At 61.6% G+C, this 24037-nt stretch carries 21 protein-coding genes; 5 read left to right on the top strand and 16 right to left on the bottom strand.

Annotated features, from left to right (window positions below; all coding sequences use genetic code 11):
• Positions 1 to 51: 51 nt before the first annotated feature.
• The 7 genes from JI721_RS13290 to JI721_RS13260 form a co-directional block, all read right to left on the bottom strand.
• Positions 52 to 1092, bottom strand: coding sequence for a hypothetical protein (locus tag JI721_RS13290; protein ID WP_274455351.1), 1041 nt, complete (start codon positions 1090 to 1092; stop codon positions 52 to 54).
• Complete coding sequence (locus JI721_RS13285; RefSeq protein ID WP_274455350.1) at positions 1070 to 1984, bottom strand: ABC transporter ATP-binding protein; 915 nt, start codon at positions 1982 to 1984, stop codon at positions 1070 to 1072. The genes JI721_RS13290 and JI721_RS13285 overlap by 23 nt, the downstream gene beginning before the upstream one ends.
• Positions 1941 to 2381 (bottom strand): GntR family transcriptional regulator, encoded by a 441-nt coding sequence (locus JI721_RS13280; RefSeq protein WP_274455349.1) that lies wholly within the window; start codon positions 2379 to 2381, stop codon positions 1941 to 1943. The genes JI721_RS13285 and JI721_RS13280 overlap by 44 nt, the downstream gene beginning before the upstream one ends.
• Before the next feature lie 196 nt (positions 2382 to 2577).
• Positions 2578 to 3261 carry an MgtC/SapB family protein gene (locus tag JI721_RS17125; RefSeq protein WP_307015787.1) on the bottom strand — a complete coding sequence of 228 codons (684 nt, stop codon included), beginning with the start codon at positions 3259 to 3261 and terminating at the stop codon, positions 2578 to 2580.
• Between the two features lie 257 nt (positions 3262 to 3518).
• Positions 3519 to 5009, bottom strand: a complete 1491-nt coding sequence (locus JI721_RS13270) for a phosphoenolpyruvate carboxykinase (ATP) (protein ID WP_274455348.1) — start codon at positions 5007 to 5009, stop codon at positions 3519 to 3521.
• 152 nt (positions 5010 to 5161) lie between these two features.
• The gene (locus JI721_RS13265) at positions 5162 to 6013 is read right to left on the bottom strand and encodes a YheC/YheD family protein (protein WP_274455347.1); all 852 of its coding nucleotides are present in this window, start codon (positions 6011 to 6013) and stop codon (positions 5162 to 5164) included.
• Between the two features lie 65 nt (positions 6014 to 6078).
• Entirely contained in the window at positions 6079 to 6447 is a 369-nt protein-coding gene (locus JI721_RS13260; protein WP_274455346.1) for a hypothetical protein, read from the bottom strand.
• Positions 6448 to 6722: 275 nt separating this feature from the next.
• Here JI721_RS13260 and JI721_RS13255 point away from each other — a divergent pair, with 275 nt between their 5' ends.
• The gene (locus JI721_RS13255; RefSeq protein WP_274455345.1) at positions 6723 to 7853 is read left to right on the top strand and encodes a hypothetical protein; all 1131 of its coding nucleotides are present in this window, start codon (positions 6723 to 6725) and stop codon (positions 7851 to 7853) included.
• Positions 7854 to 7999: 146 nt separating this feature from the next.
• Here the strand turns inward: JI721_RS13255 and pcp are convergent, their stop codons facing one another.
• Positions 8000 to 8623 (bottom strand): pyroglutamyl-peptidase I, encoded by a 624-nt coding sequence (pcp, locus tag JI721_RS13250; protein WP_274455344.1) that lies wholly within the window; start codon positions 8621 to 8623, stop codon positions 8000 to 8002.
• A complete protein-coding gene (locus tag JI721_RS13245) occupies positions 8620 to 9573 on the bottom strand; it encodes a nucleoside hydrolase (RefSeq protein ID WP_274455343.1) in 954 nt (317 codons plus the stop codon). Before JI721_RS13245 ends, pcp begins: the two co-directional genes overlap by 4 nt.
• A 125-nt stretch (positions 9574 to 9698) precedes the next feature.
• On the opposite strand from JI721_RS13245, the gene JI721_RS13240 reads away from it, so the two are divergent.
• From JI721_RS13240 to JI721_RS13230, 3 genes are all read left to right on the top strand, one after another.
• Positions 9699 to 10169: a DUF309 domain-containing protein gene (locus JI721_RS13240; protein ID WP_274455342.1), complete on the top strand. Its 471-nt coding sequence runs from the start codon at positions 9699 to 9701 to the stop codon at positions 10167 to 10169.
• 141 nt (positions 10170 to 10310) lie between these two features.
• The gene (galU, locus tag JI721_RS13235; protein WP_274455341.1) at positions 10311 to 11225 is read left to right on the top strand and encodes a UTP--glucose-1-phosphate uridylyltransferase GalU; all 915 of its coding nucleotides are present in this window, start codon (positions 10311 to 10313) and stop codon (positions 11223 to 11225) included.
• Between the two features lie 25 nt (positions 11226 to 11250).
• Positions 11251 to 12288: a mannose-1-phosphate guanylyltransferase gene (locus tag JI721_RS13230; protein WP_274455340.1), complete on the top strand. Its 1038-nt coding sequence runs from the start codon at positions 11251 to 11253 to the stop codon at positions 12286 to 12288.
• Between the two features lie 496 nt (positions 12289 to 12784).
• Here the strand turns inward: JI721_RS13230 and JI721_RS13225 are convergent, their stop codons facing one another.
• From JI721_RS13225 to JI721_RS13195, 7 genes are all read right to left on the bottom strand, one after another.
• On the bottom strand, positions 12785 to 14152 hold the full coding sequence (locus tag JI721_RS13225) for a purine/pyrimidine permease (protein ID WP_274455339.1): 1368 nt from the start codon (positions 14150 to 14152) through the stop codon (positions 12785 to 12787).
• 171 nt (positions 14153 to 14323) lie between these two features.
• Positions 14324 to 15847, bottom strand: a complete 1524-nt coding sequence (locus JI721_RS13220) for an NCS1 family nucleobase:cation symporter-1 (protein ID WP_274455338.1) — start codon at positions 15845 to 15847, stop codon at positions 14324 to 14326.
• Between the two features lie 38 nt (positions 15848 to 15885).
• Positions 15886 to 16776, bottom strand: a complete 891-nt coding sequence (locus JI721_RS13215) for a nitrilase-related carbon-nitrogen hydrolase (RefSeq protein ID WP_274455337.1) — start codon at positions 16774 to 16776, stop codon at positions 15886 to 15888.
• 63 nt (positions 16777 to 16839) lie between these two features.
• Positions 16840 to 18231 (bottom strand): dihydropyrimidinase, encoded by a 1392-nt coding sequence (hydA, locus tag JI721_RS13210; protein WP_274455336.1) that lies wholly within the window; start codon positions 18229 to 18231, stop codon positions 16840 to 16842.
• A 50-nt stretch (positions 18232 to 18281) separates the two neighbouring features.
• Complete coding sequence (gene preA / locus JI721_RS13205) at positions 18282 to 19535, bottom strand: NAD-dependent dihydropyrimidine dehydrogenase subunit PreA (protein WP_274455335.1); 1254 nt, start codon at positions 19533 to 19535, stop codon at positions 18282 to 18284.
• Positions 19528 to 20904, bottom strand: a complete 1377-nt coding sequence (locus tag JI721_RS13200; protein ID WP_274455334.1) for an NAD(P)-dependent oxidoreductase — start codon at positions 20902 to 20904, stop codon at positions 19528 to 19530. Before JI721_RS13200 ends, preA begins: the two co-directional genes overlap by 8 nt.
• Positions 20905 to 21009: 105 nt before the next feature.
• Positions 21010 to 22344, bottom strand: a complete 1335-nt coding sequence (locus tag JI721_RS13195) for an aspartate aminotransferase family protein (protein WP_274455333.1) — start codon at positions 22342 to 22344, stop codon at positions 21010 to 21012.
• A gap of 240 nt (positions 22345 to 22584) precedes the next feature.
• On the opposite strand from JI721_RS13195, the gene JI721_RS13190 reads away from it, so the two are divergent.
• Positions 22585 to 23883 (top strand): PucR family transcriptional regulator, encoded by a 1299-nt coding sequence (locus JI721_RS13190; protein WP_274457861.1) that lies wholly within the window; start codon positions 22585 to 22587, stop codon positions 23881 to 23883.
• The last annotated feature ends 154 nt before the right edge of the window (positions 23884 to 24037 follow it).

Genomic DNA, 24037 nt, shown 5'->3' with positions numbered 1-24037 from the left:
CCTCCCGGCGATCCTTCGGAGATCGCAGTATGATATCCAGCCACATGCCCATCATGCCCCGTTCGTCTTCGTCCCCTCTGTCCGTTGCATCACCGTCTTGATGGTCCACCACGAGGCACCAAAGAATAAGACGAACCAGAGCAGAAACATGTATCCGTTTCGCAGATCCGTGAGGACATGTGCAAAGATCGTCGCGATGATGAACGACACCCCGCCAAGCACCACGTACCACAGCCACGGAAAGTAAAAAACATTGCTAAACCGCTCCGCGGGCGCGGCCTCGAAGACCCTCTGGGCCGTCACCCAAAACGCAGCCGCCCATGCCACAAACCAAAGGAAGTACAAGCCTGCGAACCACGCGGTGGTAAAGTGGTATCCAGCCAGCGGTGACAGCTGACCGACAAGGACCATCGTCAACTGAAGCCAGTGCGGGTCTGGCGTCCCCGCTGCGACACCCGTGAACAGCGTGCCATGAACGAATCTGATCAGGTTCCTGACGAACATCGGAACGGCGGCCGCCAACAGGGCACCTGCCGCCGCAAAAATCACGTTGCTGGTGGTACAAGCGGCGGCCAGGGCGGTCAGCACGAGGGCAGCAAGCACGACAGTGTGCGCCAGCACCGCAACCCCGATGCGCCCAAATTCATCCTGGCCTGTGAGCCCGGTGTAGGCGGAACTGAGCACCAGCCAGTTGACGCCTTGTGCAAGGACGAGGGCCGTCAGCGCAAACCCGGCTTTCACGCGGAGCACATCCCGGCGCTTGACAGGCCCCGCCAGCGTATACGCCAGGTTGCCGGAAGCAGCGTCCTGCCGCATCACCAGGACTCCCAGGGAAACCGCAATGAGGACTTCCATCGCGATGGCCGCGTTTGACAAATTGGACAAGGCATAGCCTCGCAGCACAGTCCGCTCGTACTGCTGCGCCGGCAGCGGCAGCCTGGCGGCAAACCACCACTGGCCAATGAACTCTGCCATCCACAGGGCTGCGGCCAGCGCGTATTTCCCCCGGTTCAGGCGCCACTCGCGGTACAACAAGGCTTTGGGAAACCACGTCTCCAACCGCACCGCGTCAGGAGAGAAGAACGCTGTCACGACTGTACCCTTCCTTCTCCATCAAATAGCGGAACAGGTCCGACAGTTCCAGTTCAATGGGTTCCACAAACGGCGCACCGGCGGCACGCAGACGCTGCTCGATGTCTGCCGTGTCACCTTCGACGGTAATGGTGAACACCTGCCCCTTTCGCTCGACCCGGGACACAGCAGGGTCGTCTTCGATGGCTGGCGGCAGCCCCCCCGGCAAGGCCGCCTGGTACCGGCGGACGCGGCCTTTCAGGTCGTCGATCACGCCGGACGCAAGCACACGCCCTTGATACAGGACGGCCATCCCGTCGGCGATGCGCTCCACATCCTCCAGCAGGTGCGTCGCCAGCAGCACCGTCGTCCCCTGCCCCGCCGCCTCCTGTACGATGAGCTGCAGAAACTGCCGTTTCACGACGGGGTCAAGCCCATTCGTCGGCTCATCCAGAATGGGCAGGTCGGGGTGCGCCGACAACGCAATGGCCAGGCGCAGCTGCATCTTCATGCCCGTGGACAGGTTGCGAATGGTCCGGTCCCGCGGCAGTTCGAGCGCCTTGAACAATCGGTCGCAGCGCGCTGCATCCCAGCGTTCATACAGCAAACTCGAGTAGCGGGCCAGTTCGTGCACGCGAAAGGACCGCAGCATCTCGCCGTCCGCGCCGACAAAGTGCACACGCTGCCGAAACGACGCCGACTCCCGCGGCAAGGGCTCGCCAAACAGCCGAACTTCCCCGCGGGTGGGCCACAACGTCCCCAGGATGAGCCGGAGCAGCGTACTCTTGCCTGCGCCGTTTGCGCCAACCACCCCGTAAATCGACCCTTCCGGCACTGTGAGATGCACGTCATCCACCGCGAGACGCGCATCAAACCGTTTGGTCAGACTGACGGTTTCTACCGCTTTGGTCACCCGCTACCCCTCCTGTTTGCGATCGCCATTCTTCAACCACCTGCACAAACATCTGCAGCACATCGTCACTCGACAGGTGCAAGTGGTGCGCTTCCACCAGCAAGCGGCGCATCTCCTCGCGCATGCTCAGCATCCGCTCCTCCCGATTGGGCACGGACGGCTGCAGCGCAATGAAGGTGCCGCGCCCGCGCACCACTTCAATCACCCGCTCGCGTTCCAGCTCCTGGTACGCCTTGGCGATGGTGTTGTGGTTGATGGTCATTTCAGTCGCCAACTCGCGCACGGACGGCAAACGTTCGCCTGGCTGCAGCAGCCCCTTGGCCACCGCCGCCTTCACGCCGTCCACCACTTGTTGATAGACCGGTACGGGCGACCGCGGATTGACCTGAAGCCACATCCTCTGGCCTCCAGTTGGCATCCTACCTGTAATATGTGTACCAGTCCACGTGGTACACATGCAGTATACGGGGGATTGGGACGGATGTCAATCGTCCCGGGCTGACGTTGTTGCTGGCGCAATCACGCTGTTCGCCGCGCGATCACGCCGTTGTTGGCGGGCTTATGCTGGGACTGTCGGGTTCTTTTGCTGGCCATCACTCCGCCGCCCGCGAGGAGGCGAAATCGACGGCCTGCACGCCTTCAATCTGAATCAACGAATCCGTGACCCGGCCAGCATCGAGATCGGGGCGAAAACGACAGGAAAATTCCAGCTCCATCAGGTTCGGGTGCTCCTCCAAGACACTGACACCCACGCGTTCAATGGACACCCCAGCGCTCACCAGCACAGACCGCACCCTCGCAATGACGCCTTCACTTTGGCGCGCGGTCACCGTGATGGTATCGAGCTGCTTGACCAGTCGCTGCTCCAGCTTTTTCAACGCCACCAGGCCAATGAGCACAAACGCCGTCGCGGCCACGGAAATGAGATATAGACCACTGCCCACCGCGAGACCGATGCCGGCGGTCGCCCAAATGCCCGCCGCCGTCGTGAGGCCCGTGATGGCATTGCGCCGGAAAATGATGAGGCCTGCGCCGAGAAAGCCGATGCCGCTGACGACCTGCGCCGCGATTCGGCTCGGGTCAATACTCATCGAGTGGACGTTGACGAGATCGAAAAAGCCGTACTTGGAGACAATCATGATGAGCGCACTGGCAATGCTCACCACGAAATGCGTCCGGAGTCCGGCATCCTTATAGTGGACCTTGCGCTCGGCCCCAATCGCCGCACCTAACAAGCCGGCGACCAGCAGCCGAAGAACCCACTCCCATTCCGGAATATGCACACAGTCACCTCCACTTCCCGCGTTGCCCCCCGAAACACGGCGTGCACCCGCGAAACGCCAGGTGCAAGCGCATTTATCCCTCCATTCTAGCGCAATGATTCCATCCCTTCTACCCGCCACCACACACCAAAGGCCAGGATGGACACGCGCCACGTGTCAACGCTGGCCTTTGGTGATGCGTCTGACATGGCGGACATCCGGTGACGTGCTCCCGCACACATACCGCTCGATGACCTGCTCGAGCGGCAGAATCAGCGCTCCGCAACCCCCAGGTAGTCGCCCAGCACATCCGCGAACGACTTGGCCAGTGCAACACGGCGGTTTCCGTAGTCCGCACTGTGCGCCGGCTCACGCTGCGGGTGCAGGTAGGCGTCCGGGACCCCCGGAATTTCCGTCGGCACATTCAAGAACAGCTCGTCGTCCCGCACCGTCGGCACGTCGTTCAGCTCACCGCGGATGATTCGATTGACCAGGTCTCGAGTCACCTTCAGCGGAATCCGGTCGACTTGCCCGTACACACCGCCAACCCATCCGGTATTGAGCAGATAGACCGGCACATCGTACAGCGCCACCCGTTCCATCAGCATGTCCGCATAGCGCACCGGTCGATCGGTCAGAAACGGAGCCCCGAAACAGGCCGAGAACGTGGCTTCCGGACTGACCACGCCGCGCTCGGTTCCCGCCAGCTTGCTGGTGTAACCCAGCAGGTAGTGCTTACGCGCGTCCTCCGGCGTCAGGCGGGCCACTGCCGGCAGAACCCCCGAGGCGTCCGCGGACAGGAAAATAATCACCTGCGGATGGCCGCCCCGCCCGCTCGGTTCGATGTTCCGAATAAACGACAACGGGTAAGCTGCGCGCGTGTTCTCCGTGAGCGAACGGTCGCCGTACACCGGCAAACGGGCGTCATCGTATACCACGTTCTCCAGCACCGCACCAAAGCGGATGGCATCGTAGATATCTGGCTCCTTCTCGCGCGAGAGGTCGATGCACTTAGCGTAGCACCCGTTCTCCATATTAAATACACCGTCTTCTGCCCAGCCGTGTTCGTCGTCGCCAATCAGACGCCGGGCCGGATCGGCAGACAAGGTCGTTTTCCCTGTCCCCGAGAGGCCGAAGAACAGTGCCACATCGCCTGCTTCGCCAACGGACGCCGAGCAGTGCATTGGCATAATGCCGCGTTCCGCCAGGTGGTGGTGCATCAGGGTGAAAATCGACTTCTTCAACTCCCCTGCGTACTCCGTACCGCCAATCAGCACGATGCCCCGTTTGAGGTGGATCACGATAAATGTCTCGCTCCGGGTACCGTCTTCTTCCGGAACAGCCTTCAGGGTCGGCGCGCCGTACACCGTGTACTGCGGTGCCACGTCTGGATTGCCTGGCAGGAACAAGTCTTGAACGAAGTGATTATGCCACGCAAACTCGGTATAAAAGCGAACAGGGACACGGTGGGTCGGATGCTGATTCACGGCGCCGTCGAAGACGTAGCCGCCGGTCGCCTGCAAATGCGCTTGCACTTTCGCAAAGAGCCGGTCAAACTGGGCCTCCGTAATCCACTGATGGCGTTCGGTCGGCAACGGGCAACCCGCATAGGCGACAAAGAACTTGTCCTTCGGGGAACGGCCCGTAAATTTTCCTGTGTGTGCGCAGAATGCGCCATTCGCCAACAATGCACCTTCCCCGCGACGGATGGCTTCCTCCACCAATTCCGTCGAGTTCAGCCGTTTCCAGGTTCCCTGTATCACCGGATCACTCCCCAATTCATGCAGTCCTATTTGTTTGTATTATGACATACTATATCGCGTTTGAGCGTAATTTCGACACACTTTTTGTGGAGATTTTGAAACGAATCCGCGCTTTCCACGAATGCGTTCCACGCGTGCTTTCCGCCGCAGCTCTACCCGGACCGTTTCGCCCGCAAGGCGCGCTGATAGCGCCCCCAGCGGAACTGGATTCGCCGATACATGGACAGGTCCGCCTTCAATTTCGCGAAGAGCGGGTGACTGGGCGCTGTATTTTCTTCCAGCAGCCAAATCCGGCCGTTGGTATCCACGGCCATATCAAAGCCAATCTCCCGATAGGGTTGGTAGGTATCAAAGTGCTTGGCCGCCCGTTTCGCCAGTTGAATCATCTGGTTCTTGCAGCGTCGGATGCTTACCGCATTCCACCCCAGTCCCTGCTTGAGGGCTTCCTCGACGCGCATCACCGCCCCCCGGCTGAGCGCGACATTGGTCACCGCACTGCCCTTGCCCGCCACTTTCGCCACCATCCCAGCGTACAACCACTGTCCGCCGGGGACGTCCTTTTGCATCATCACGCGGATGTCAAAGGGCCTTCCGTGCACCTTGGCCAGCGCAATCCCGCGCTGCACGACGTACCCTTGGCCGCCGCGTTTCTGGTCAATGTAGGTGAGTGCCTCATCCACCGAGGCAAAGCGCTTTGGGGCGTAAACCGTGTGCTGCACATAGACGGCGCCGTCCCGCCGCCACACCTTCATAATGCCTCGCCCCCGGCTGCCGCCTTGCGGCTTGAGGTAGACAACGCCGTACTGGTTTAAAAACGAGCGTACCGTCTCATGACGGTACCGGCGCGTCGGCGGGAGGAATTTGCGAATGAAAGTGTCCTTTGCGAAATGCACGTACAAGAGATACTTGCCAAGTTCAGGTTTTCTCCGCCGTGCACCCGGCCCCCGTTTTTCTTCGTGCGCTGCGACGCGGCTGGGCCGCGGCAGCCGGGCGTGATGCCGCATGATTCATCCCCCCATTTGGAAGTCGTCCACATCGTATGCAGCGACCTCCCATACCGTATGGGGGGTTACCGGGGAGACTGTGCCTCTGCGCGTGCGACGGCTTCCGCCAGACGCGCCCGGAAGCGGTACAGCGCTTCCCCTGGGTTTTCCAGCTCTGCCTTGGTAAACTGCGCGCGCCAAGGGCCCCCGCGAAAGGGGGCGACGTTATGGGGGGCCACACGAATTTCGTACCAGTCCTGATGAGAACCGGCTGCGTCCGAGCCCCTGCCCTCTGCAGTCCCATCTGCCTGCCCATCTTTGTATAACGGCTCACCCTGCGGCACTTTTCGCACGGTTCGTACGAGTACATTCGCAGCCTTCGGCTGAACCGGAGGCTGCATCAGTTCCACGTCCGCGATGGGAAACACGGCATGCAACCAAGTCCATTCCCCCATGACCATCCCTCCAGCCTCTATGGTACCACTTTGCGCAGCAGCCGCTTGTTTATGAGCCGCGGAGATGGGACACAATCGTGAAGGAAGGCTGAATACGCAGGCGGTTCACATGGAAAATTCTCCAGCCCAAAGCCGCCTCGGATGTGAGATAATGGGCGACAGCATCAAGCGCGCCGACCGCCCGATGCATGCCCGGTGCATGCCTGACGCGATGCGCCCGTCCTGTCTCGCAGCGCAAGCAGCGCAATTAGAAAGGAAACGAGGAATGGAAACGGATGAATAAGCACGTTCAATCTGTTGGCGCAGATGCCAATCGACCCTCTCAAAAAAGACGCAAGACCGCTTGGTGGATCGGCGGCGGCGCGGCGGTCATTGTGCTCGCCGGACTGGCTGGCACGGCCAACGCCATGGATGTTTTCGCATCCGGCAAGCAGCTCGTGTTAAACGCTGTGTCGAAGAACACGACCACAGCGTCCACAAACGTTCAGGAACAGTGGAACCTTCAATTTAAGAACCTGCAGGTGCCCGGGTTGTCGTCCACCGACGAGGCGCTTTTGTCGTCGCTGAACAATTCGTCCCTCGGTCTGAGCGTCCTCCTCGATCCGCAGGCCCAGCAAGCGCAAATCGGATTGAAAACCAACATGGAGTCCGTGCCGCGACAGGCGACTGTGTGGGTCACCGGCAGCAAAGCCATCGTCAATGCGAATAGATACCAGTCGCTGCTCGCCGCGTTTCTTCCAGCGGGCGTGCAAATCCCAAAGTACCTGGTCACCGATTCCTCACAGTCGAGCGCCATTGCGAAGTTCTGGTCAGAAGTCAACCATTCGGAATCGGACATCAACCCAAAAAGTCTGGCCGCGGCCAAACAGCTGGCCGCCCTGGTGGTGCAGGCCATTCCGCAGCAATACTTTCACCGCAGCGGCCTCGCCGGCGTGCGTCTGACGTTCGACCAAAAGGGGTTCGAAGACATCCTCGACAACGAGGTGAAGGCAGTCTACGCCAACCCGGATCAGTACGCTTCGCTGCTGAGCCAAATGGAGGGTTCCAACCTGCCTGCCGGTGAAACGCAGGCACAAGTCAAGCAGGCCATTGAGGAGAACCTCACCAACACGCCAGAAGAGGCCGTTTTGGCGGCCATCCAGACCGCCCTCCATTCAGGCGACGTGACGGTCAAGCAAACCACCATCGCGGTGCAAAAACCGCTGTTTGGCACGGTGACGGAAAAAGTGACCGGCGGCATTGTCGTGCACATCCCGCAAGTGGGCGCCAGCGGCGAAATGGACTTCACGGCGACGTCTGCACCGCTGACCACGAAGATTTCCATTCCATCCCCGTCTCCTTCGCAAAGTGAGACGTTCAACACGTTCGCAAAGCAGTTGAGCGCAGCCGAGGACGGCGGGAACTAAACGGCGCGGGCGGAATACAGAGCGGGCGGCCTGATGCAGGGTTCTCTGCATCAAGCCGCCCGCTTGTCGTCTGCACGTTGCTGCGAACAAGGCGGGACCACCAACGTCGTCAACGGTGTCAAGGCGAAGTCCTCAGCAGCCCGCGTCTACCGTTTCAAAGCATCCAGCACGAGCCTCAGCGCTCGAACCATCTCCGCGCGGCCGAGGCAAGGCGTATTCGGGTGCCGTGCCGCCTGTTCAGGCAGGTACGGAACATGAATGAATCCCCCCACCACACCCTGCGTCTGGAATTCAGGCGCCTGCAGCAAGTGCATGAGGCCGTAGAGCACATGGTTGCAGACAAAATGTCCCGCAGACCAGGACTCCTCCGCCGGGATGCCCGCCTCCCGGAGGCGCGTCACCAGGTCTCGAACCGGCAGCCCGCTCCAGTACGCGGCTGGACCTCCTGCCACAATCGGAACTTCACGCGGCTGCTGTCCCGCGTTGTCGGGAATCCGCGCATCGTCGAGATTCACGCCGATGCGCTCAATCGAAATGGCTGCCCGGCCCCCGGCTTGCCCAAGACACAGCACCACGTCAGGCTGGACCTGCCGGATGGCCTGCGCCAGCACGTCGAGGGACGTGTGGAAGACCGTCGGGATCTGCTGAACATGCAGGTCTATCCCCGCCAGGTCTGACGCCGCCACTTCCTGAACCACCTCCCAGGCCGCGTTCACCGGGTCGTCGTGGAACGGGTCGAACCCCGTCAACAACACCCGTGTCCTGTTCATAAGGCAAACCCGATGCGGTCCGCGCACCATTTCAGAAAGCGGTCAACGTCGATCCCGACGCAGACCGAAGCATTCGGCCGATGGTCGGGCGTCTTCCTCGCGTCCACCACGGTCATGCCGGCGGTCAGGCGTCCCTCGGTTTCGACGTCCACGTAATACTCCCGCGTCTCACAAAGCGTCGGGTCCTCCACCATCGCGACGGCCAATGGGTCGTGCAGTGCACACCAGCGGTCGCCCTCTTCCTGCGCCTGTGCCCGCTCGTACGCACCAATGTAAAAGGAAACGGCCTGCTTGAGGAACGCCGCGTACGGCGACTCGCGCAAAGTTTCGAGGTGCCGGGTGGTCAGCCGTGCCTGCATGGTCACGTCGAGTCCCACCATCGTGATGGGCGCGCCCGAGTGAAACACGATGTGAGCGGCTTCTGGGTCGCCCCAGATGTTCGCCTCTGCCACTGGCGTGACATTGCCCGGGCAGAACGCGGCACCCCCCATCATCACGATGCGCTGGATTTTTTCCACGATGCTCGGGTCGAACTGAATCACGCTGGCGACATTCGTCATGCGTGCCACAGGAATCAACGTGACCTCTCCCGGATGTTCCAAAATGGTCCGGCGAATGAACGATGCCGCCGGCTCGTCCTGCGCCAGCGTGCGCATGGGCGGCAAATCGGCATCGCCGAGCCCGTTGGTCCCGTGAATCCAGGGCACGGGTCCCTGCCACTCCCGCAAAAGCGGCTTGTCCGCCCCGACGTACACAGGAATGTCTGTACGACCCGCAAACTCGAGCACGGCCAAGGTATTGCGTGTCGCTGTATCAATGTCCACGTTGCCAAAACTCGTTGTGATGCCGAGGACGTCCAGGCGGTCGGACAACACCGCACCAAGAATGGCGAGTGCGTCATCTACGCCCGTGTCCACGTCCAGAATGACTTTCTGCTTCGAAGCTGTCATCGACTTGTTCAACCTCTTCCCCAGAACAAAATTGCCGGTTCCGGCCCGCAGACGCGGACCGGCCGCACGGACTGACACGAAGTGAAATCATGCTATCATGGTAGCAAAGTCAGGAGGTGTGTGCCATGACCCGCGGAAATTCCGACCACGCGGCCACACGCCCTTGGGACGACCGGTTCCTTTCCTACCTGTATTGCTTCAATGTCCTGCGCGATTACTTTGAATGCCACGAGTACGGGGAATCCCTGTGGCTCGACACGGGCCGGCCCATCGTGCTCAAAGGGCTGATTCAGGCAGCCGTGTGCCTGTACCACCTGCACAACGGCAACGTCCGCGGCGGCTGGAAAATGTGGCAGCGGGCCCGAAGCTACCTGGCACCATCGCGTCCCGTGTATGAAGGAATCGATCTCGATGCATTGACCCGAGACATCGATGACGTCTTCGCCCAAGTCCCTTCCGCGTGGTACACCCAGGTGGTTGCCCCGGAGGTCGTGCGCAACCTCCATCTGCCCACCGTCGAAGTGCGGATTGTCGACGCGTCCCTGTGGGAACAGCTCTCCTCCTGGCAGCTGCCAAACCCGCCTGAGAACGACTGAACGCCGCTTGGCGCCTTCGTCCGCAGGACAGCGCAAAGGGCGCGCGACAGGCCTGGCCGCGCCCAGCTTGGGCTTTTGTCCTCGGAATGGAGAAAACAGTGTATAATAGGGGTGGCCTTGCCAAGGAACGAGGTGAAGAGGATGAAGGTTCGGAAAGCGGTCATTCCTGCCGCCGGATTTGGGACAAGAATGTTGCCCGCGACCAAGGCAGTACCAAAAGAGATGCTGCCGATTTTAAATAAACCTTGTATCCAGTACATTGTAGAAGAGGCGGTTTACGCCGGGATCCAAGAAATCCTCATTATTACAGGCCGAACAAAGAAGGCGATTGAGGACCATTTCGACCGTTCACCAGAACTGGAGCTCCACCTGGAGCAAAGCCGCAAGTCCAGTATGTTGACCGAGGTCAAAGCCATTTCCGATCTCGTCGACATCCACTACGTTCGTCAAAAAACGCCGCTGGGACTCGGCCATGCGATTCTTTGCGCGAAGTCGTTCGTCGGCAACGAGCCGTTTGCCGTCTTGCTTGGCGATGACATTATCCAGGCTTCGAACCCGGTGACCGGCCAGTTAATGCAGGTCTACGACGACCCCGAGACCGCGATGCTGGGCGTTCAGCGCGTACCGGCCAGTGATGCGCCGAAGTACGGCATGATAGACCCGGCGTCGACGGCGTCAACCGAATCCGGGCGGCCAGGGGTTCTCGCCGTGCGAAGCGTCGTGGAAAAGCCGAGCCCGGAGCAAGCGCCGTCCAACCTGGCGGTGCTCGGCCGGTATATTTTGCCGCCCTCCATCTTCGAAGCGCTGGAGCAAACCCCGCTGGGCCATGGCGGAGAGTTGCAGTTGACGGACGCGATCCAACAATTGGCCCTCTCCGGAAAGACCTATGCACACCAGTTCGAAGGGGTGCGGCACGACATCGGGCAGTTGGACGGATGGCTGCGTGCCAACATTTCATTTGCAATGGCCAACCCGGCACTGGCCAAATCCGTGATTGAGCAAGTTGAGTCCATCGCGCGGCGATCCGACCTGCCGATGCAGTCGCTTGGATTCTAATCGCGTGTATGGAGGAGAGCTTGGCATGAACGGAGCTGTCATCTTGGCAGGCGGATCGGGCGAGCGGTTGTTTCCGTATTCCAGCGCTTCGCTGCCGAAGCAGTTTTTGCCCTTGGTGGGCAACCAGTCAATGTTACAAGAGACGTATACGCGGCTGCGGAAGCGCTTCACCGCCGACCAAATTTTTATCGTCACCCAGGCGTCGTTTCAGGACACGGTCCTGCACCAGTTACCCAGCGTCACTGGTGAGCAAATCATTCTGGAACCGGCGCGCCGCGATACGGCTGGCGCGATTGCGCTGGCGCTGGCGAAACTCAAGGGCGCGTTTGACGTTCTCCTGTTTTGCCCCGCGGACCACCACATCGAGGCTGGGACAGAATGGGACGGCGCGCTCGCGACGGCCATGGATTACGCGCAGATGCACCGCCGGATCACGCTGTTTGGCATCGTCCCCAACTACCCCGAAACGGGTTACGGCTATGTGGAATACGAACGCACAGACGGGCCGGTCTGCCCGGTGGTCAAGTTCCATGAGAAACCCTCGCGGGAAGTCGCACTGAAAATGGTGCGCTCCGGCCAGTACCTGTGGAACTGCGGCATCTTCGCCATCCCTTGTGACGTTGGCATCGAAGCGTTCCGAACGCACCTGCCGGAGCATTACCAAGTGATTCAGCAGGATTTCCGGGCCATGGACTGGAGCCAGTTTGAAGCATTGCCCAAAGTGTCGATTGACTACGGCCTGATGGAGAAGATTCACGACAAGCTGGCCGTCGTGCCCGCTTACTTCCCTTGGAATGACCTCGGTTCGTGGACTGCACTCGAACGTGTCCTCAACCAGGATGAATCCGGCAACTACACGTTTGGCCAAGTAAAGTCCCTGGACGCGCAGAACTCCATCGTCTTCGCGCCCAAACACGAAGTGTACCTGTACGACGTGTCAGACCTGCTCATCGTCTGCCACGACAACCAGGTGCTTGTCGCCAACAAGAACAAAAGCAGTGAGATGAAATCCTGGCTGCCCAAGCTGACGGATAAACCTGAAGTGTTTCAGAAGCACCCGTAGTGAGGGGCGGAGGCCGGCGCGGCTTGCGCGGGCGGGGTGAAGCTCGGCTTGCGCGGGCGGGGTGAAGCTCGGCTTGCGCGGGCGGGGTGAAGCTCGGCTTGCGCGAGCGGGGTGGCCCTGCGCCGCTTAAGGCACCTTTGTTTCCTTATCGGAGGTCCGGCTCGGCCGGACCATCCACTTTAGGGAGCCTTTTGTGCCCAAGGCGGTCGCGAGCGGGGTGACCCTGCGCCACTTAAGGCACCTTTGTTTCCCTATCGGAGGTCCGGCTCGGCCGGACCATCCACTTTAGGGAGCCTTTTGTGCCCTAGGCCGCCGCGAGCGGGGTAGCCCTGCGCCGCTTAAGGCACCTTTGTTTCCCTATCGGAGGTCCGGCTTGGCCGGACCATCCACTTTAGGGAGCCTTTTGTGCCCCAGGGCCGCCGCGAGCGGGCCGAGCCTTGGCCGCTTAAGGTACCTTTGCTACCCTAGGCGGTCGCGAGCGACCCCGCGACCCCGCTCAGGCGCCAACATCCCCGCCCGCTCCAGCGTCGGACTCAGGCTCCGCCAGCCCCGCGCCGTCGCGCTTGCGAAACACCAGGTACTCCAAAATCACCACCAGGGCGACACCCACAATCAATCCGTTATCCAGCAAATAGGCCAGCATCGGCGGCAAGGTCCGCCAGGCCGTACTCGGCACGAAAAAGATGCCAACGCCGGACAACACCGCGATCCCGACCACGAATACGTCACGCTGGTTCAGCGCGAGGCGCTTGAAGTCCTGCAGCCCAAAACCCAGCAGCTGCCCATAAATCGCGAACATCACCGCATACCCAACCGGTGCCGGCATCGCAGCCACCAGCTGCCCGACCGACGGAACCATGCCGAGCACGGCAATGACGATGGAGGAAATCAGAAACGGCAAACGGTCGCGAATGCCGGTTAACGCCACCAGGCTGGCCGCCGTCGACAGGGGAATCAAGCCGACCGAACCGGCCGCACCGGAAATCGCCGTCCCCACCCCCGTCATCAGCGTGCCGCGCACAAACTTCGCATCCTCCGGCTGCTCCTTCATCGCATTACCCATCACCTGCACACTGGTGATGAGGTTTGACATCAGGACCAGCATCGTGATGGCACACGTGACCACAATCCCGGCATGAAAGTCTGGCGGCCCCCACGGAAACAGCGCTGGCAGCTTCACCACAGGCCCCGGCACGGACTGTGGCGACGGCGCCAAGCCAAACACCGCGAAAACAGCCCAGCCCACTGCCAAGCCAATGAGCACCGCCAGGCTTTTGATGAGCCCGCGGCCCTTCACCATCAGCCAGACCGTAAACGCGATGAGCAGAATCGCCAGCACCGCGACCTTGACGTCAATCACGTCGCCGCCTGGCTGACTGCCAATCCCGAGGATCCCGGCGACCATGCTCCGCGAGAGCTGCAGCGACAACAGCAGCATGAACGTCCCTGTGACAATCGGCGTGAACAGGCGCCGGATCCACCCGAGCAAACCGCAGACGGCCAGCAAAATGGCCACCACACCTGCCGCCAGCAGGCCCCACTCCAACTGCCGCAGCAAGAGCGGGAGCGACCCGCCCGTCTCTTTCGTCATCTGGACCAGGACGACTGTGACGCCCCACCACGTCCCCGCCGGTCCTTCAATAATCGGGTACTTGTGACCTAACAAGACTTGAAGAATCCCAATGATTCCGCAGGCAATCAGCGTCTGGTCCAGGTATGTCGCCGTGTTCTGCGGCGACATGCCAAAGGCTTGCCCCAGCACAACCGGGACCGTCAGGACATTTGCGAGCGTGAACGCGATCCACTGAAGGGAAGCCAACACGGTGGCAGCCCCTTGGGTCCTGCCTGGATTCGATTCCTGCACCGATCACCCCTCCGTTCCACTTTGTGCCCGACCAGGGCCGCAGCCCTTCGCAAGCGGGTGGGTACGGCCTCTTCAAAACAAAGATGCCTCCCAGGGACGAGCGTCCCCTGAGGCATCATACCAGTCTTCCGCCATGACTTCCACGCCGGGCGCCCTGCGCAGGCAGGTTCCCTACTTCGTCACCGCGGCCTCCGGCGCATACGTCACGGACCCTGCGGCTGGCTCCAGCAAGGTGATGTCCTGATACTCCGTGTCGGTGAGGATCGACTCATGTCCCTTCATCAGCCACCAGTACGCGACCATACCGCCCAGCAAACTGAACAGCCAGCCCCCGCTCCACAGGAACTTCAGCCCCGGGACCACCAAGCCGAGCAGCGCGATGACCCAGCCAATGACCAGCGCACCGACCGCCCGCAGATTGAAACCGCGGGCGTAATCGTAGCGCCCGGACGCCGCATACAGGTGCAGGAGGTCCAACTGGCGGGACCGAACCAGCCAATAATCGGCGATCGCGATGCCGTCAAACGGTCCCAGCAGCGTACCGTACGTCCCCAGCCAGTTGTAGATGTAGTTGCTGAACTCCGAGAGGACGTACCACGGCTGCATTCCAAACGCCAAGAGACCGGTGATGACGGCCCCCACCGCGAACGTGATGCGGCGCGGCCACAGGTTCTCAAACGCGCGCGCAGGGGCCATCACGTTGGCTCCGACGTTAATGGTCACAGACGAGAGGATGACAACGATGCCAGCAACAATGACCATGACCGTCGGGAATTTGGCAATCAAGTCCACCGGATCCCACATCGCCTGATGATACAAAATGACCGTCGCGGACGTCACCGCGATCCCGATGAAGGAAAACAACGCCATGGTGATGGGCATCGCAAAAATCTGGCCCAGCACCTGCCCCCGCTGGGTGGCGGCGTAGCGCGTGTAATCCGGAATGTTGAGGGCCATGGTCGCCCAAAAGGCAATCACGCCAATCACGGACGGATAAAACGCAGCCCAGAATTTCGCGCCGTGAATGGCCGCCGGTGCCGACAGCATTTCCCCGAACCCGCCCGCGTGTGCGGCGGCCCAAATCAAAAGCGCGATGGCACCGACGGCGAGCGTCGGCGCAGCGAACATCGCCAGTTTGCCAATCGCCTGCGGCCCACGCATCGCAATGAGGACGTTGATGGCCCAGAAAATCAGGAACGACAGCCCCATGTGAAAGCTGAAGGACCCCCAGTGGCTGATGACCCGCCCCAAGATGGCGTCCAGCGCCTGGCCGCCCAGCCAGGAATTGATCCCAAACCAGCCCGCCGCGATGACGGCACGGGCCAGTGCCGGAATGTGCGCGCCGCGCTTGCCGAACCACAGCCGGGCAAAGACCGGATACGGGATGCCAAACTTCGTGCCCGCGTGCGACATCAACAGAATCGGGATGAGCACAATGCAGCTCCCCACCAGCACCGTCAGCACCGACTCCCACCAGTTCATGCCCAGTGCGATGAAGCCGCTGGCCATCGAATAGGTGGGCAGACAGATACACATGCCGATCCACAGGGAGGCAAACTTCATGCCGGGCCACGCGTGTTCCGCCCGCGTACACGGACGCAGGTCCTCGTTCCACAGCGCGTGGTTCCCAGCCACCGATTGCACGGCGGCGTCCGACAACACAACGACGTCGCCGCGCTGGACTTGAGTCGCCATTTGACCATCCCCTCTCTTTTTGCGCCGCTTCGGTTGCGCTACGGCAAGAGTTCGACCATGTCCTGATACGTCTCTGGCCGTCTGTCGCGGTAGAACTGCCAGGTGTTGCGGACCTGCGCAATCTCCGCGCGGTCCATCACGCCGAGGACCACCTCGTCCTTGTCGCGGCTGCCCAGTGCGACAAATTCCCCGCGTGGATCGACCAGATAGGACTGTCCGTAAAACTCGCCCATGTTCCACGGTGTCTCATACCCCACGCGGTTGATGGCACCCACGTAATACCCATTCGCGACCGCATGCGCAGGCTGTTCCAGCTTCCACAAGTACTCCGACAAACCAGCAACGGTCGCAGAGGGATTGAGCACGATTTCGGCACCGTGCAGCCCCAACAGCCGCGCGCCCTCCGGGAAGTGGCGGTCGTAACAGATGTAGACGCCAACCTTCGCAAACGCGGTATCAAACACGGGGTAGCCGCCATTGCCAGGCTTGAAGTAGTACTTCTCCCAGAACCCGCAGCCAGCGGGACCCGCCTGGACCTGCGGCAGGTGATGCTTTCGATACTTGCCAAGGAAACGTCCGTCTGCGTCAATCACCGCCGCCGTGTTGTAGTAAACGCCGGGGATTTCCTCCTCATACAATGGAACGACCAGCACAATGCCCAGTTCTCTGGCCACATCCTGCATCCGCCGGACCGTTGGGCCGGTGGGCACCTTCTCCGCCGCCGCGTACCACTTCGCGTTCTGCTCCGTGCAGAAGTACGGACCATAGAACAACTCCTGCAGGCAGACAATCTGCGCACCCTGCGCCGCTGCGTCCCGAATCATCTTCAGGTGCTTTTCAATGGCCGCCTGCTTGTGGACTTCCACCGGTTCACTGCCGTCGACATCGTGGTGCGCCTGAATCAGTCCAATGGTGACTTTGGCTGACATCACTGGGTCCCTCCTTACATGTCCGTCTCCGCGGCCGTCTGCACAGCCGCCTTCCATGGCCGCCTAAATGGCCGTCGCCGTGACTTTGCCGCAGCGCTGAAACCGGCCGCGTCCCGGTTCGCCAAGAAACTGCCCGCGGTCAACAATCACGCTGCCCCGCAGCAGCACCGTTCGTGGCTGCCCGCGCACGGCCATGCCTTCAAAAATGTTGTTGTCGACGTTCATGTGGTGGTTCGACGCGGAAATCACGCGTTCTGCGTTCGGGTCCCAAATCACGATGTCCGCGTCGCTCCCCACCGCCACGGTCCCTTTCCGGGGAAACAAGCCAAACAGTTTCGCATTGTTGGTCGAAGTCAACGCGACGAACCGGTTCAGGGAAATCCGGCCAGCGTTCACCCCGTGGTGGTAGAGGATGGCCATACGGTCCTCGATGGTGGGAGCGCCGTTCGGGATCTTTGAAAAGTCGTTGCGGCCCAGTTCCTTTTGCCCCTTGAAGTTGAAGGAACACTGGTCGGACCCGAACGCCAGCAGTTCGCCGCTTTTCAGCTTGTTCCAGAGCACGGTCTGGTGCGATTTGTCGCGCAGCGGCGGCGACATCACGTACTTGGCACCTTCGAAGCCGGGGCGCTCATAGTCGGAGTAGTCGCAAACCAGGTACTGCGGACAGGTCTCGCCGAACACCGGCAGGCCGCGCTTGCGCGCATCGCCGATGGCCTCTGCGGCCTGCTCGCAGGTCACGTGGACCACATACAGCGGCGCCTGTGCAATCTCCGCCAGCCGAATGGCGCGCTCGGTGGCCTCCCCTTCTGCCTCCGGCGGCCGCGTCAGCGCATGGTACTTCGGTTCCACGTGGCCCTTCGCGAGCGCATCGCGCACCAGCACATCCACGACGTCCCCGTTCTCGGCGTGCACCTGGACCAGCGCTCCATTTGCCGCGGCCAGCCGCAGCGTGCGGAACAGCGTCTCGTCGTCCACCTGCAGGTTGTTCTTGTACGCCATGAACACTTTGAACGAGGTCACCCCCTCGTCCTCCACGATGTGCGGGATTTCATTCATCACCTGCTCGTTCATATCCCCGACCATCACGTGGAACGCGTAGTCAATCGCCGCCTTCCCCTCGGCCTTGCCGTGCCACGTGCCGATCGCGTTGGCCAGCGTGTCTCCCTTCTTGTGCAGCGCAAAGTCAATCACCGTGGTCGTTCCCCCGTGCGCCGCCGCGATGGTCCCCGTGCGGAAGTCGTCGGCCGTCACCGTCCCGCCAAAGGGCATATCCAGGTGCGTATGCGGGTCGATCCCGCCGGGTATCACATAACACCCGCCGGCATCGATGACCTGGTGGCCGTCGGTCGGGATGGTCTCTGCAATCGCCGTCACCACCTCACCTTCAATCAATACGTCCGCCTGCTGAATGTCGGCTGCCGTCACGACGGTGCCGCCTCGAATGACTGTGCCCATGTCGCTCGCCTCCTCAGTGATTTCTGCCGTGTCCTTTTCTGCCGTGTCCGTCAAGCCTGCAGCTGCCGCTCGCGCCAGGTTTGCGGCGGCCGCCCTGTCTCCACCTGGACCATGGTGATGCAGTCCTCCACAGGACACACCATGCTGCACAGGTTGCACCCGACGCACTCCGTCTCGTCGACCACCAACTGCGTCTCTCGACCGGCGGTCTGCACGCGGTCAATGCACTGGTGCGCCGCGTCCTCGCACGCAATGTAGCAGCGGTTGCAGTGGATGCACTTGTCCTGGTCGATGCGTGCGACCACCTTGTAAGAAAGGTTCAGGTCGTTCCAGTCGCCGTAACGCGGGACCGACTGGCCGACAATCTCCTGCACGCTCGCGATGCCGCGGGCGTCGAGGTACTGGTTGAGCCCGTCAATCATGTCTTCCACGATGCGAAACCCGTAGTACATAGCTGCCGTACACACCTGCACGTTGCTGGCGCCCATCAACAGAAACTCCACCGCATCCTGCCACGACGCGACGCCGCCGATGCCAGAGATGGGCACGGTGACCTCAGGGTCCCGTGCGCAGTCGCCCACCATGTGCAGCGCGATGGGTTTCACCGCCGGTCCACAATAACCGCCGTGCGCGCCGCGTCCATCGACGTGCGGAATCGGGTTCCAGGTGTCGAGATCGACCCCCATCAGGCTGTTGATGGTGTTAATCATGCTCACCGCGTGCGCGCCGCCCTGTACCGCCGCGCGCGCCGTGTGCCGGACGTCCGTGATGTTCGGCGTCAGTTTGACAATCACCGGCACCTCCGCCACTTCCACCACCCATTCGGTGTTTTGCCGGACCAGCTCCGGCACCTGTCCAACCGCCGCGCCCATGCCCCGCTCCGACATGCCGTGCGGGCAGCCGAAATTCAGTTCAAACCCGTCCACGCCAGCGTCCTGCACGCGTTTGACGACCTCGTGCCAGCGCTCGCGCTTCGGTTCAATCATCAAAGACGCGACGACGGCCCGGTCCGGAAACGCCTGTTTGACCTCCCGGATTTCCCGGAGATTGTCCTCCAGCGGGCGGTCGGAAATCAGCTCAATGTTGTTCATGCCCACCATCGGCTGGCCCTTCCAGGACAGCCCGGCAAAGCGCGAACTGACATTGACAATTGGGTCATCGGTGAGGGTTTTCCATACGGCACCGCCCCAGCCCGCTTCAAACGCCCGCATCACCTGGTAGCCGCTGTTCGTCGGCGGCGCGGAAGCCAGCCAAAACGGATTCGGACTGCGAATCCCGCCGACATTGGTTGACAGGTCAGCCATCTTGACCGCCTCCCCTTAAGAAAACGTCCACTTCCCAGGCGGCCCGCTTGCCTTGTTCGGCCGCCTCGACCACCATGGCCTCGCGGCCGCCTTTCGCAAATGTGCAGTCGCCCGCCGCAAACACCTTGCGCTCGCTCGTGCGCTGCCCGCTCGTCAGTTGCACCACGCCGCCCTGATGCGCCAGCCCAAAGGCCTCCACCAGCGGCGTGAGGCGGCTCTGTCCAATCGCGGAAATCACCGTGTCCACCGGCACCGTGAATTCAGAACCCGCGACCGGCACGGGCACCTGTCTGCCCGCCTCGTCCGTCACGAGCGTGGTCTCTGTCAGTTCGAGCGCAATGACCCGTCCGCCCGCACCCAGCACGCGAACGGGCGCGCACTTCCAGCGGAAGACCACCCCTTCCGACTTGGCAAACGCGTATTCGAACGGGTAAGCGGTCATCTCCCGCTCTGTCCGCCGGTAGTACATCACCACTTCTTCCACGCCCAGCCTGCGCGCGCACGTGGCCGCGTCGATCGCGGTGTTCCCCGCACCGATGACGGCGACCCGACGTCCCAGCTCGCCGACGTCCGCCCCGGTCTTCACCCGCTCAATGAACGCGATCGCGTCCCACACCCCTTCGAGCGTTTCCCCGGGAATGCCGAGCGGCGGAACCTGCCCCATCCCGCACGCCAATACCACAGCGTTGTACTGCGACAGCACATCGTCGACCGAAACATCCACGCCGACCGCGGTGGAGGTCCGCACATCCACCCCCATCTCCACCACCTGCTGCGCCTCCCACAGTGCCTCTTCTATGGGCAGCCGGAACGGAACAATGCCAAAGGTGTCGAGTCCGCCGAGTTGGTCCTTTGCCTCAAAAATCGTAACATCATGGCCGAATCTTCTGAGTTCTCTCGCCGCAGCAAGCCCGGCTGGACCGCCCCCCACGACCGCGACGCGAAACCCGGTCGGCCGGCCCGCTGTAAACAGCTGCACACCCGTTGCTTTCGCCCAGTCCGTCACGTAGCGCTGCAAGTCGCCAATCCGAATCGGCGACTCGTCTTTGCCCAGCACGCAGGCACCCTCGCACAGGTCTTCCGTCGGACACACACGCGCGCAGCTGGCGCCAATCGGGTTCGCGTCCATGATGACGCGCGCGCTGCCGCGAAGATTCTCCGTCGCAATTTTGTGGATGAACCCCGGTACATCGATGTGCGTTGGACACGCCTGCGTGCAAGGTGCGTCGTAGCAGAACAGACAACGATTGGCCTCCCGCATGACCTCCTCTCTGGTCAAAGGCTTGTGGATGCTTTCGTGCACCCGGCTCGCCGCCGGCGGTACCGTGCCCGGTGCCGCCCCGCCTGCCGAATGTGGACTCCATTCCATCGGTTTGCCTCCCCTCCGTACCCTTTGGCCCCACACCGCTTCTGACGAAGGCCCCGGCTGTACACAAACTTCTATGCGTCGCCTCCGTGCGGTATGTGCAAGCTGTCAGTCCGCTGACAAGCGGGCCAGCTCCGGCTCCTCGGCCGTCATCCGAGCAAGCGCTTCCGCCATCTGTTCAAGCGCCTCTTGCACCTGCGCGGCAGACACATTCATCGCAGGCGCGATGCGCACCGTGTTTCCATACAATCCGCCCTTCCCAATCAAGAGCCCGTTCTGCCGGGTGTACTCGGCAAACTTGGCTACCAAGTCGGGCGCCGGTTCCTTGTCTGCACGTACGAACTCCATGCCTTGCATCAGACCTTTGCCGCGGACATCGCCAATCATCGGGTAGCGCCGCTGCAGTTCTTCCAGTCCCTCGCGCAGCCGCTGCCCTTGCACGCGGGCGTTCTCCGTCAGATTTTCCTCGGCGATCACGTCCAACGTCGTGAGCGCCGCGCGCATCGACACCGGGTTGCCCCCAAACGTCGAAATCGTGGGTTTGGTGTACGCCGCTGCAACCGCAGGCGTCGCGATGGTGGCGCCAATCGGGTGGCCGTTCGCGAGGCCCTTTGCAAACGTCATCAAGTCCGGCTGCACCCCCGAATGTTCGATGCCAAACGCCCGGCCCGTGCGGCCGAAGCCCGTCTGCACTTCATCGGCAATGAACAGTCCCCCGTACTTACGCACCGTTTCGGCAATCTCCTGGAAGTAGGCATCCGGCGGCGTGATGAAACCGCCCACCCCTTGAATCGGTTCAGCGATCACGGCCGCAACCCGCCCCGATGTGCTGGTCCGCAGCGTCTCCTCCATATCCTTGGCGCATTCCAGTCCACAGCGGTCCGGCGTTTTGCCGAAGGGACAGCGGTAACAATACGCGTTCATCGCATGCACCACCCCTGGCGTCCCGTGCATCCCGAGCCGCCACCCGGCTTGGCCGGTCAGGGTCGCGGCCAGCGCCGACCGCCCGCTGTAACTGTGGCGCAGGGCCACGACTTCGTACGCGCCAGTCGCCATGCGCGCCATCGCGATCGCCGTTTCATTCGCCTCCGTACCGCTCGATGTAAAGAAGCTCACCGCCAGGTCGCCCGGCGTGATTTCTGCCAGACGCTGCGCCAACTCGACCATCGGGGTTGTGACATACAGCGTGGAGACGTGCGTCAGCTTCTGAATCTGGTCAATCACCGCCCTGTTGACCCGCGGATGGGCGTGTCCCACGGAAACCGTCAAAATGCCGCCAAAGAAGTCCAGATACTTCGTTCCGTCCGACGCATACAGGTAACACCCAGCCCCGTGACTCATCACAATGGGCGTGTCGTAATACGTGGCGACCCCCGGCGCGAGGTATTTGCGCTGTTTGGCCACAAAGTCCGCAGACGCTGCGGTCACCGTCTGGTCCGTCAAGACAACCTCCCCTTTCTTCCATTCGTGCTCCTGACCATACGCCCGACCTGCCCCATGTCCGCTCCCAAAAATTCAAGTGGTCATGTTAGACTGTCGACATCAGGGTATTAGCGAAACGCGTTGTCCAACACGCGACAGAGTGTATGAAATTCGGAGGCAACTTCCGTACAGGATGGCTCGCCGCAAGATTCATCCGCGGCACGCAAGTTGCGTTGGAAAGAGGGAAACCACGTGCAGACGATGCTTCGGGTGACGGATGTCCTGCGCCGCCCGGTCTTTGCAGCGGCACAACTGGTCGCAGGCAGCGAAGGCCTGCTTCGCCCCGTTCGGTGGGTGCATATTCTCGATGTGCCGGAGGCGGCGATCCACTTGCACGGCGCGGAGCTCGTGCTGACGACCGGCATGGGGTTCGGCGGTCATGTCGACCGGTTCGCAGCCTTTCTCAACCAGCTCGTCGAGAAACAGGCTGCGGGGCTGTGTATTGAACTCGGCACCAACATTCGCGAGGTTCCGCAGGCGGTGATCGACCAGGCGGAGCAGTCGGACTTCCCGCTCATCGTCTTCCCGTCCCCCGTGCGGTTCGTGGACATCACCCAGGACATACACAAACTCATTTTGATGCAGGAACGCCAATCCTTTTACGAACAAGAGTGGGTCGAGCAGCAAATTCGAGGGCTGCGCACCGACGTCCAGACGACCCTGACCGAAGACGCCCTGCGCACAGGTCAGCGTGCAGAACGCAAGGACACCGCGGTACGCGGCTACCGGGCGGCTGTCATCGCAATTCCGGAGGTGGTCACACCCGCGGCGCTGCACCGGCCCCCTCACCCGTCCGGCATCGATGCCGACTGGTTTCAGTGGAAATCAGATGTATCGCTGCATATTCGCAGCGCGTTTGCCAGACATGGCATCCAGCCTTATCTGTCCGTGCGCGCGGATGCGGTGGTGGCGCTGCTGGAATACACACGCGACGGCAAAGCCAAAGGCCAAGGTGCGCTGCAGCAGGTCCCGTGGCGCCAGCCCTTCGCCGCGGCCTACGAGTCGATGGTGCGCGTCCTGCACCAACGGTTGGGCGAAGCGGCCGTGTTCATGGGCATCGGCAGTGAAGTGCAAAGCCTCGGCCAGGCACAGCAAAGCTACACCGACGCAGTGACCGCGCTGCGCGTGTGCCGGCAAATGCAGGCGGGCGGATGGATGGCGTATGAAGACACCGGGATCTACCGCTTCATCACCTTGCTGGCAGAGCACCCGGAGGCAGGCGCATACGTCCGCGACGACCTGGCCCGGGTGGTGGCGTTCGACCGCACCCACCATGCCAATCTGTTGGAGACCTTAAAGGTGTACCTGGACGCCGACCGGTCAAAACAGCAGACCGCAGACCAGCTGTTCATTCATCGGCAAACCTTGTACCACCGGCTGGAACAGCTGTCCCAAATCCTTGACGTCGACCTGGACGACCCCGTGCAGCGCCTCTCCGTGCACCTCTCCGTCTACTATTACTGGTTTCAGGAGAGACCTTCACGTTCTACCCGCAAGTAAGTGACGCATACCAAACTTTTCTGTCACATCCCCGGCCCAAATGGTGTATACTAGGTGTAGCAAAAAGTTTCCCTAAGCTAACATTGTTGCCGATGAGCAATAATGTGGCGGACAGGAAACATCGTGGCAGTCTGGGAATGCACCGCATCCATTG

Source organism: Alicyclobacillus cycloheptanicus (assembly GCF_028751525.1).
Taxonomy (GTDB): Bacteria; Bacillota; Bacilli; order Alicyclobacillales; family Alicyclobacillaceae; genus Alicyclobacillus_L; species Alicyclobacillus_L cycloheptanicus.
Note: the sequence above shows the minus strand (reverse complement) of the source record. Positions and strands in the feature narration are given on the sequence as shown.

What these genes read in the sequence shown, in the direction of transcription:
- JI721_RS13265 (WP_274455347.1), bottom strand. Translation starts at nt 6,013, where the DNA reads ATGCGGCATCACGCCCGGCTGCCGCGGCCCAGCCGCGTCGCAGCGCAC.
- JI721_RS13280 (WP_274455349.1), bottom strand. Translation starts at nt 2,381, where the DNA reads ATGTGGCTTCAGGTCAATCCGCGGTCGCCCGTACCGGTCTATCAACAA.
- JI721_RS13230 (WP_274455340.1), top strand. Translation starts at nt 11,251, where the DNA reads ATGAACGGAGCTGTCATCTTGGCAGGCGGATCGGGCGAGCGGTTGTTT.
- JI721_RS13190 (WP_274457861.1), top strand. Translation starts at nt 22,585, where the DNA reads ATGCTTCGGGTGACGGATGTCCTGCGCCGCCCGGTCTTTGCAGCGGCA.
- JI721_RS13220 (WP_274455338.1), bottom strand. Translation starts at nt 15,847, where the DNA reads ATGGCGACTCAAGTCCAGCGCGGCGACGTCGTTGTGTTGTCGGACGCC.
- JI721_RS13200 (WP_274455334.1), bottom strand. Translation starts at nt 20,904, where the DNA reads ATGGAATGGAGTCCACATTCGGCAGGCGGGGCGGCACCGGGCACGGTA.
- JI721_RS13260 (WP_274455346.1), bottom strand. Translation starts at nt 6,447, where the DNA reads ATGGGGGAATGGACTTGGTTGCATGCCGTGTTTCCCATCGCGGACGTG.
- JI721_RS13240 (WP_274455342.1), top strand. Translation starts at nt 9,699, where the DNA reads ATGACCCGCGGAAATTCCGACCACGCGGCCACACGCCCTTGGGACGAC.
- JI721_RS13255 (WP_274455345.1), top strand. Translation starts at nt 6,723, where the DNA reads ATGAATAAGCACGTTCAATCTGTTGGCGCAGATGCCAATCGACCCTCT.
- galU (WP_274455341.1), top strand. Translation starts at nt 10,311, where the DNA reads ATGAAGGTTCGGAAAGCGGTCATTCCTGCCGCCGGATTTGGGACAAGA.
- preA (WP_274455335.1), bottom strand. Translation starts at nt 19,535, where the DNA reads ATGGCTGACCTGTCAACCAATGTCGGCGGGATTCGCAGTCCGAATCCG.
- JI721_RS13245 (WP_274455343.1), bottom strand. Translation starts at nt 9,573, where the DNA reads ATGACAGCTTCGAAGCAGAAAGTCATTCTGGACGTGGACACGGGCGTA.
- hydA (WP_274455336.1), bottom strand. Translation starts at nt 18,231, where the DNA reads ATGGGCACAGTCATTCGAGGCGGCACCGTCGTGACGGCAGCCGACATT.
- JI721_RS13215 (WP_274455337.1), bottom strand. Translation starts at nt 16,776, where the DNA reads ATGTCAGCCAAAGTCACCATTGGACTGATTCAGGCGCACCACGATGTC.
- pcp (WP_274455344.1), bottom strand. Translation starts at nt 8,623, where the DNA reads ATGAACAGGACACGGGTGTTGTTGACGGGGTTCGACCCGTTCCACGAC.